At 70.1% G+C, this 8,502-nt stretch carries 7 protein-coding genes; 2 read left to right on the forward strand and 5 right to left on the reverse strand.

Translation table 11 applies throughout. The features are described 5' to 3' along the window. The first annotated feature begins 28 nt into the window (after positions 1-28). Positions 29-2,638, forward strand: coding sequence for a fibronectin type III domain-containing protein (locus ABZ848_RS43670; RefSeq protein ID WP_360841138.1), 2,610 nt, complete (start codon positions 29-31; stop codon positions 2,636-2,638). 34 nt (positions 2,639-2,672) lie between these two features. After that, positions 2,673-3,608 (forward strand): aminoglycoside phosphotransferase family protein, encoded by a 936-nt coding sequence (locus ABZ848_RS43675; protein WP_360841140.1) that lies wholly within the window; start codon positions 2,673-2,675, stop codon positions 3,606-3,608. Here ABZ848_RS43675 and ABZ848_RS43680 read toward each other — a convergent pair whose 3' ends face one another. From ABZ848_RS43680 to ABZ848_RS43700, 5 genes are all read right to left on the reverse strand, one after another. Continuing rightward, positions 3,609-4,352 (reverse strand): sirohydrochlorin chelatase, encoded by a 744-nt coding sequence (locus tag ABZ848_RS43680; RefSeq protein ID WP_360841141.1) that lies wholly within the window; start codon positions 4,350-4,352, stop codon positions 3,609-3,611. Positions 4,353-4,356: 4 nt separating this feature from the next. Further along, positions 4,357-5,235, reverse strand: coding sequence for an ABC transporter permease (locus ABZ848_RS43685; protein WP_360841143.1), 879 nt, complete (start codon positions 5,233-5,235; stop codon positions 4,357-4,359). After that, positions 5,222-6,007, reverse strand: a complete 786-nt coding sequence (locus tag ABZ848_RS43690) for an ABC transporter ATP-binding protein (RefSeq protein ID WP_360841144.1) — start codon at positions 6,005-6,007, stop codon at positions 5,222-5,224. Before ABZ848_RS43690 ends, ABZ848_RS43685 begins: the two co-directional genes overlap by 14 nt. 35 nt (positions 6,008-6,042) lie before the next feature. After that, positions 6,043-7,152, reverse strand: coding sequence for an aliphatic sulfonate ABC transporter substrate-binding protein (locus tag ABZ848_RS43695; RefSeq protein ID WP_360841145.1), 1,110 nt, complete (start codon positions 7,150-7,152; stop codon positions 6,043-6,045). A 222-nt stretch (positions 7,153-7,374) separates the two neighbouring features. Further along, a partial coding sequence (locus ABZ848_RS43700; RefSeq protein ID WP_360841146.1) for a GTP-binding protein occupies positions 7,375-8,502 on the reverse strand: 1,128 nt, incomplete at its 5' end.

Below are 8,502 nucleotides of genomic sequence, written 5' to 3' on the forward strand. Positions count from 1 at the left end.
GTACAGGCTGATCCCACGGGAGGGGTACATGCCCACGCACCGAAGAGCCGCCCTCGTCACCCTCGTCACCGCTGTGCTGGCCCTCGGCGTCCCGGGCCTCGCGGCCCCCGCCCAGGCGGCGAGCTCCGACCTCTATGTCTCACCCGTCGGCGACGACCACGCCGACGGCAGCGCACGACATCCCGTCCGCTCCCTGCAACGCGCCCGCGACCTGGTCCGCGCCCGCGCCGCCGACCTGAAGTCCGACCTCACGGTCCATCTCGCCTCCGGCACCTACCGCCAGTCCGGCCCGCTCACCCTGGACGCCCGCGACTCCGGCAGCAACGGCCACCGGGTGATCTGGCAGGGCACCGGCGCCACCACCGTCAGCGGCGGCCGTCAGGTCGTCGGCTGGCACCAGGTGCCCGGCCGCAAGGGACTGTGGTCCGCCCCCGCGCCCCAAGGGCTCACCGACACACGGCAGTTGTACGTCGACGGAGTACGCGCCCAGCGAGCGCGCGGGGCCGTGCCGGTCGACCTGACCCAGACGGCGACGGGTTACACCGCCTCGTCCGACACCATCGCCCACTGGAAGCACCCCTCCGACGCCGAGTTCGTCTACACCAGCGGCGAGGCCCTGTGGAACATCGAGCGCAACGGGCTCGGCCAGTGGACCGAGCCGCGCTGCCGCATCGCCTCCGCCGAGGGCACCACGATCACGATGGTCCAGCCCTGCTGGGACAACTCCAACAAGCGGGTCGAGTTCCCCGACATCCCCGGCCGCACGGTCAGCATGGTCGGCCCGGGCCATCTCACCAACAGCGGCAAGGCGACGTACGTCGAAAACGCTTACGAGCTCCTCGACCAGCCCGGCGAGTGGTACCTCGACAGTCACGCGCACAAGGTCTACTACCTGCCCCGCAAGGGCGAGGACCTCGCCCGCGCCGACGTCGAGGCCGCCGCGGCCGAGAAGCTCGTCGAAGGACGGGGCACGGCGGACGCGCCCGTGCACGACATCGCCTTCCGCGGCATCCAGTTCAGCTACGCGACCTGGCTGACGCCCTCACAGCCGGAGGGCTTCTCCGAGATCCAGGCCGGCTACACCATCACCGGCGACAAGGGCTGGGCCACCCAGGGCCTGTGCCAGTACGTCGAGGGCGGCACCTGCCCGTTCGCGTCCTGGACGAAGATGCCCGGCAACCTGTCCTTCGCGTACGGGCAGCGCATCGAGTTCGCCGACGACGTCTTCGCCCATCTCGGCGCCTCCGGGCTGGAGTTGGGGGCGGGGAGCAAGGACTCGTCCGTCCGCGGCAGCATCTTCACCGACATCTCCGGCAACGGCCTGGAGATCGGGGGAGTGGACGGCCAGACCCCGGCCTCCGGCGTCCAGGTGACGGACAATCACCTCTACGGCCTGCCCCGCGAGTACCACGGCGGTGTCGCCATCCTCAACGGCTACACCCAGCAGAACACCATCGCCCACAACCAGATCGACCACGTCGGCTACTCCGCGATCTCCATGGGCTGGGGCGGCTGGCCCGACAAGATCGGCGACGCGGCCACCCCGAACCCGAGCCACGACAACGCCGTCCGCGACAACCTGATCTACGACTACATGCAGGGTCTGGACGACGGCGGGGGCATCTACACCCAGGGGTTGACCGGCACCTCCATGGCCGACGGCGAGAAAGTCACCGGAAACGTCATCCACGACCAGTGGGGCCTCGGCAAGAACGTCTACACCGACAACGGCTGCACCTACGAGACGGTCGAGGGAAACGTCCTCTACAACGCTTCCTACGCCAACGTCGCCTCCCGTCACACCGACTACCGCGACGACCTCGGCAACAACGACCCGACCCTCGTCAAGGACAACTGGTGGGAGGAGGGCACGGCCGACGGCGACAACAAGGGGCTGGTGACCACCGGCAACAAGATCATGGCGGCCCTGTCCGACGTACCGTCAGAAATCCTCGACAACGCGGGACTCGAGCCGGGCTATCGCGGGCTGCTGGACCGCCGTATCGGGGCCGCATCCGTCCCCGAGGCGCCCTCCCGGGTCGGCACCAGCACGGCCGGCGCGGACGCCCTGTACGTCACCTTCAACCCGACCTTCGCGGACGGCGGTTCACCGGTGACCTCGTACACGGCACGGGCGTACGACGCGACGGGCCGGCAGGTCGGCCGACAGGGCGTGTCGGCGGCCGAGTTCAAGCGGACGGCGCTCGTGCGGATCGGCGGACTGCCCTCCACCGGCGGGCCGTTCACCGTGACGGTCGCCGCGAGCAACGCGCACGGCAGCAGCGCCGAGTCCCTGGCCTCGCTCCCGCTGACGCCCGCCGCGGCGAGCGTCCTGCCTGCCGCACCCACAAGTCCCAAGCTGCGTACGGCGGTCACGGCGGCCACCCTCGCCTGGACCCCGCCCACCGCGACCGGGGACGCGAAGATCGTGGGCTACCGGGTGACCGTCTCCGACGGCCGCGACCCGATCGACGTCACCGGCCGGGACGTCCTGGTCACCCAGCCCTCGGCCAAGGGCATGTTCCGGGTGATCGGCGGCCTGAAGCCGGGCACGTCCTACACGGTGACCGTCGCCGCGGTGACGGCGGCCGGCACGGGACCCTCGGCCACGGTGACGGCGAAGACCCCATCCACCTGAGGTCCCGCCACGATGATCAGTAGGCTCGGATTCCATGACTGAGGACTGGTCGAGAACCCGCCTCTGGGTGGAGAAGAGCCTGCACCCCGGCGACCGCATCCGCGGCGTCACCGCCCTGCGCGGCGGCTGGACCTCGCGGATGCGGCGCCTGGACATCGAGAGGGCGTCGGGGCCGCCGTACGCCCTCGTGCTGCGCTCCTTCGTCCGGCCCTTCTATCTGAAGGCCGCGGCGGGGCTGCTCGGGCGGGAGGCGGACATCCTGCGGCTGCTCGTGGACACGGACGTGCCGGCCGCGCGGCTGCACGCCGTGGACGCGGCGGGCAAGCACTGCGACCATCCCTCGCTGGTGATGTCGCTCCTGGCGGGCGGTGTGCGGGTGGACGAGACCGACGTCGAGCGCAAAAGCGTGCTGCTGGCGCGGCAGTTGGCCGCGATCCACGGGCTGCGGGTGGCGGAGGCGGACCGGCCGCGCACGTACCAGGCATGGACCGATGCCGAGCGCGCGCGGGTTCCGGAGAACACCGCGCGGCCGGAGCTGTGGCGGCGGGCCGTGGACGTGATCCGGCAGCCTCCGCCGCCGTACCGGCCCTGTTTCCTGCACCGCGACTTCCACCCGGGAAACGTGCTCTTCACGGGCACGGGAGCGGATCTGGCCGTCACCGGCGTCGTCGACTGGGTGGAGACCTCCTGGGGGCCGGCCGACCTGGACGTCTCCCACTGCTCGACCGCGCTCACCCTGCTGCACGGCGTCCCCGCGGGCCTGCGCTTCGCCGAGCACTACCGCGCGGCAGGCGGCACCCTCGACGAGGACCCGAGGGCCCACCTGTACTGGCGCGTCCTGGACGCCCTGGCCTACGCGCCGGACGCGGAGAAAGTCGCCGTGCCATGGCGGGAGTTGGGGCGGACCGATCTGACTCCGGACCTGCTCACCCGGCGCCTGGAGGACTATCTGCTGGCCCTGCTCGGCTGACTAGGCGCCGACCGCCGCCAGCACCGGCGTGCGGGCCGCGTCGTACCGCTCCAGCAGCACCCGCGCCACCTCCGGCGCGGGGCCGAGCACGTCGGCGAGCACGTCCGCCTCCGCCGCGCCCCGCGCGATGCGGTCCGGGAGGAAACCGGGGGCCAGTACGTACGGGGCGACCGCCACCTTCTCGCAGCCGAGGGCGCGCAGTTCTCGCACCGCGTCCTCGGTGCGGGGCAGGGATGCGGAGGCGAACGCAGGTCGCACGGCGCACCAACCGGTGTGCCGCCACTCCCGCGCGATTTCTGCGATCACTGCGATCGCCTCCGGGTCGGTGGACCCCGCCGAGGCCAGCACGACCCCGGTCGAGGACTTGTCGCCGGGCGTCAACCCGGCCTCGTACAGACGGCGTTCGAGCGCCGACAGGAGGAGCGGCGACGGGCCGAGCACCTCCGCCTGGCGGATGCGCAGCTGCGGCGGGGCGTCCCGCAGGACCGCCGGGATGTCCGCCTTCGCGTGGAACGCGCGCGTCAACAGGAGGGGCAGGGCGACGACTTCACATGCGCCCTCCGCCGTCAAGGACTCCAACACCCCTTGCACCGACGGGATGTTGAAGTCCAGGAAGCCGGTCTCCACCCGTACGTCCGGGCGCAGCGAGCGCACCCGGCGGACGAGGGCGTGCACCGTCGCGGCGTGCCGCGGGTCGCGGCTGCCGTGGGCGATGACCAGGAGGACCGGCTTCGTACGGATCATGGGCTCAGCTCTTCACCAGCAGGCCGCGGCTGCGCAGCACCCACCGCTCCAGCGGGCTGAAGATCAGCAGGTCGATGGCGATGCCGACGAACAGGATCAGGATGATGGCCTCGAAGACCATGGCCATGTCGCTGGCCGTGCGCGCGTTCTCCAGAAGCTGGCCCAGGCCCACACCGAGGTCCGGGAAGCTGGCGATGATCTCCGCCGCCATCAGGGAGCGCCACGAGAACGCCCAGCCCTGCTTGAGGCCCGCCACATAACCGGGCAGCGCGGCCGGCAGGACCACGTGCCGGATGCCCTTGATGCCCGTCGCGCCCATCGTGCGGCCCGCGCGCAGGAACAGCGGCGGCACCTGGTCGACTCCGGACACCAGGCCGTTCGCGATGGACGGGACCGCGCCCAGCAGGATCACGGCGTACATCATCGAGTTGTTCAGACCCAGCCAGATCACGGCCGGCGGCACCCACGCCACCGACGGCAGCGACTGGAGGCCGGAGAGGATCGGGCCGATCGCCGCGCGCACGAACTTCACCCGCGCCACCAGCAGACCCAGCGGGGTGCCGATGAGCAGCGCGAAGAAGAAGCCCAGCAGACCGCGGCTGACGCTGGTCCAGATGTAGCCGAGCAGGTCGCCCTTGAGCCAGGCGTCCTTGAACGCGCTGCCCACCTCGCCCGGCGAGGGCAGCTTGGACGGGTCGTCGACGATCGGATAGAGGATGTACCAGACGACCGTCACCACGGCGAGCGCGATGATCGGCGGCAGGATCTTGTTGACGAAGGTCTGCCGCAGGGTCGGGCGGCCGACGGCCGTGGTCTCCAGTGCGTCCAGACCCGCCTCGACGCTCCCGGCGTCCTGGGCCGCAGTGGTCTCAGTGCTGGCCATGACGGCGGATCTCCCCACGCAGTACATCGGTGATCTGAAGGGACAGTTCGGCCACCGGGGCGTCCTCGATGCGCCGCGGCTGCGGGATGTCGACGCTCCACTCGCGGGCGATCCGGCCCGGCCGGGACGACAGCAGGATCACCCGCTGCGCCAGCCGCACCGCCTCGCGCACGTTGTGCGTGACGAACAGGACGGACAGGCCCGTCTCCTCCCAGATACGGGTCAGTTCGTCGTGCAGCACGTCCCGGGTGATGGCGTCGAGCGCCGAGAACGGCTCGTCCATCAGCAGCAGGTTGCTCTCCTGGGCGAGGGCGCGAGCGAGCGCGGCGCGCTGGCGCATACCGCCGGACAGCTCGTGCACGCGCTTGCCGTACGCGCCCTTCAGCCGGACCAGTTCGAGCAGCTCCTCGGCCTTGCCGCGCCGCTCGGGCTTGGGAACTCCCCTGAGTTTCAGGGCGAGTTCGATGTTCTTGCCCGCGGTCAGCCACGGGAACAGGGCGTGCTCCTGGAACATCAGGGCGGGGCGCCCGTCCGTCGTGATGGAGCCCGCGCTGGGCTTGTCCAGCCCCGCCACCAGGTTCAGCAGCGTGGACTTGCCGCAGCCCGAGGCCCCCAGGAGGGTGACGAACTCACCCGGGGCGACATCGAGACTGATGTCGTCCAGGACGAGCTGCTGCCCACCGGGCGTCGCGAAGGACTTGGAGACGTGCTCCAGGCGCGCCGCGTACTCGACGGACTCGTCGGCCTTGGCGAGCGTCGTGGTCGTGGCCATGTTCGTCACCTCCTGGGAACTCATCGGGACCTGTGTCAGCTCGTGCCGAGACCGGCGGCGTCGACCGTGCTCTCACCCTCGGCCTTGAGGACCTTGTTGAGGATGCTCAGGTCGTAGATGCCGGTCAGGTTCGGCTTCTCCAGCAGACCGGCCTTGACCGCGTGCTCCGCCTCGGTGTTGAGGGTGGACGCCAGCGGGTCGTTGGTGAACTGGATGGACTTCCACGCCGAGTCGAGGACGTCCGTGGGCAGTTCCTTGCCGGAGTCGATGCCGAGCTGCTTGTTCGCCGCGGCCTTCGCCTCGTCCGGGTTGGCGTTGATCCACTTGTTGGACTCGACCGAGGCCTTCAGGACCGCCTCGACGGCCTTCGGGTGCGCCTTGAGGAACTTCTGCGACACGATGATGTTCGTGATCACGAACTTCTTGTCGGGCCACAGCGTGGACTCGTCGAGCAGCACCTTGCCACCCTCGGCGACCAGCTTCGACGCGGTCGGCTCCGGCACCCAGGCACCGTCGATCGAGCCGGCCTTGAAGGCGTCCGGGGTGATCTTGTTGTCCGTACGGACGACCGTGACGTCACCCTTGCCGCTCTCCGCGTCGACCTTCCAGCCCTGGTCGGCGACCCAGTTGAGGAACGCAACGTCCTGCGTGTTGCCCAGCTGAGGGGTGGCGATCTTCTTGCCCTTGACGTCCTTCAGGGACTTGATCTTCTTCGGGTTGACCACCAGCTTCACACCGCCGGACGCCGAACCGCCGATGATCTTCAGGCTCTTGCCGTCGGACTTGGTGTAGCCGTTGATCGCCGGGGAGGGGCCGATCCAGCCGATGTCGATCGAACCCGAGTTGAGGGCCTCGATCTCGGAGGGACCGGCGTTGAAGGTCGCGTACTCGGCCTTGGTGGCGCCGAGTTCCTTCTGGAAGAGGCCCTGCTCACGGCCGACCAGTGCGGTGGCGTGGGTCAGGTTGCCGAAGTAGCCGATCTTCACGGAGTCGAGTCCGTCGATCTTCTTGGACCCGGCGGCGACCTTCGCGGTCTCGTTGTCGTCGGACTTGGACCCGTAACCGCAGGCGGCGAGGGTGAGCAGAGGGAGTGCTGCGATCACGGCTATGCCGCGGCGAAGAAACGTCGAGCGGTTGACAGGCACGGGAGGCTTTCCTCTCGTTGGCCCGGCGGTCACGGTCTTTCAGGTCGTGGCCGGGAGATCGGCAGGTTTGCGTCTACGGCGGTGGGGGGTGAGGGCGCGCAAGCGGTGCGCGTACGTCAGCGCACACATCGCGCCACTCCGCCCTGCCCGCTGCCGAGGTCGCCGCTGCCGACGCGGCCGCCCTCCTTGGCGAACGTGGAGTAGTAGTCGAGGGAGTTCATGTCAGAAGTCCCACCCGTCGTCCTCGGCCTCGTCCTTGACGGGCTCGGGGGACGCGAACGACTCGCCGACCATGCCCGCGGTGAGCGTGGTGCCGTCGCTGGGGTCGATCAGGATGAACGAGCCCGTGCGGCGCGAGTCGGCGTAGGAGTCCACCGGCAGCGGCTCCGCGGTGCGGATCTTCACGCGGCCGATGTCGTTGGCGACGAGCTGTCCCGGGTGCGGGTGCAGGGACAGGTCGTCGAGCGTGAGACGGGACGGGATGTCCTTGACGATCGCCTTGACCGTGCGGGTGCCGTGCTTGAGCAGCACCCGGTGGCCGACGGTCAGCGGGGCGTCGGCCACATGGCAGACCGTGGCCTCGATGTCCTGTGTAGTCGGCGGGGCGTCCTTGCTGGGCACGATCAGGTCGCCGCGCGAGATGTCGATGTCGTCCTCCAGGAGGATCGTCACCGACTGGGTGGTCCAGGCGGAGTCGACCGGCTCGCCCAGCAGGTCGATGCCGGAGATCTTCGTCGCGCGGCCGGACGGCAGGACGGTGACCGCCTCGCCGACGTGGAAGGAACCCGCGGCGATCTGACCGGCGTAACCCCGGTAGTCCGGGTGCTCGGCGGTCTGCGGGCGGATCACGTACTGCACGGGCAGGCGCGCGTGGCAGTGGCTCAGGTCGTGGGTGACCGGGACCGTCTCCAGGTGCTCCAGGAAGGTCGGGCCGCCGTACCAGTCCATGTTCGCGGACGGGTCCACCACGTTGTCGCCGGCCAGCGCCGAGATCGGGATCGCGGTGATCTCCGGGACGCCCAGCTCCAGCGCGTACGCCGTGAACTCCTCGGCGATCGCGGCGAAGACGGACTCCTGGTAGTCGACGAGGTCCATCTTGTTGACGGCGAGGACCACGTGCGGGACCCGGAGCAGGGCCGCGATCGCGGCGTGCCGGCGCGTCTGCTCCACCACGCCGTTGCGCGCGTCGACCAGGATCACCGTCAGCTCGGCCGTGGAGGCACCCGTCACCATGTTGCGGGTGTACTGCACGTGGCCGGGGGTGTCGGCGAGGATGAACCGGCGCTTGGGCGTGGCGAAGTAGCGGTAGGCGACGTCGATGGTGATGCCCTGCTCGCGCTCGGCGCGCAG

It is taken from the genome of Streptomyces sp. NPDC047081, from assembly GCF_040643775.1.
Lineage (GTDB): Bacteria > Actinomycetota > Actinomycetes > Streptomycetales > Streptomycetaceae > Streptomyces.

What these genes read in the sequence shown, in the direction of transcription:
- ABZ848_RS43670 (WP_360841138.1), top strand. Translation starts at nt 29, where the DNA reads ATGCCCACGCACCGAAGAGCCGCCCTCGTCACCCTCGTCACCGCTGTG.
- ABZ848_RS43675 (WP_360841140.1), top strand. Translation starts at nt 2,673, where the DNA reads ATGACTGAGGACTGGTCGAGAACCCGCCTCTGGGTGGAGAAGAGCCTG.
- ABZ848_RS43680 (WP_360841141.1), bottom strand. Translation starts at nt 4,352, where the DNA reads ATGATCCGTACGAAGCCGGTCCTCCTGGTCATCGCCCACGGCAGCCGC.
- ABZ848_RS43685 (WP_360841143.1), bottom strand. Translation starts at nt 5,235, where the DNA reads ATGGCCAGCACTGAGACCACTGCGGCCCAGGACGCCGGGAGCGTCGAG.
- ABZ848_RS43690 (WP_360841144.1), bottom strand. Translation starts at nt 6,007, where the DNA reads ATGGCCACGACCACGACGCTCGCCAAGGCCGACGAGTCCGTCGAGTAC.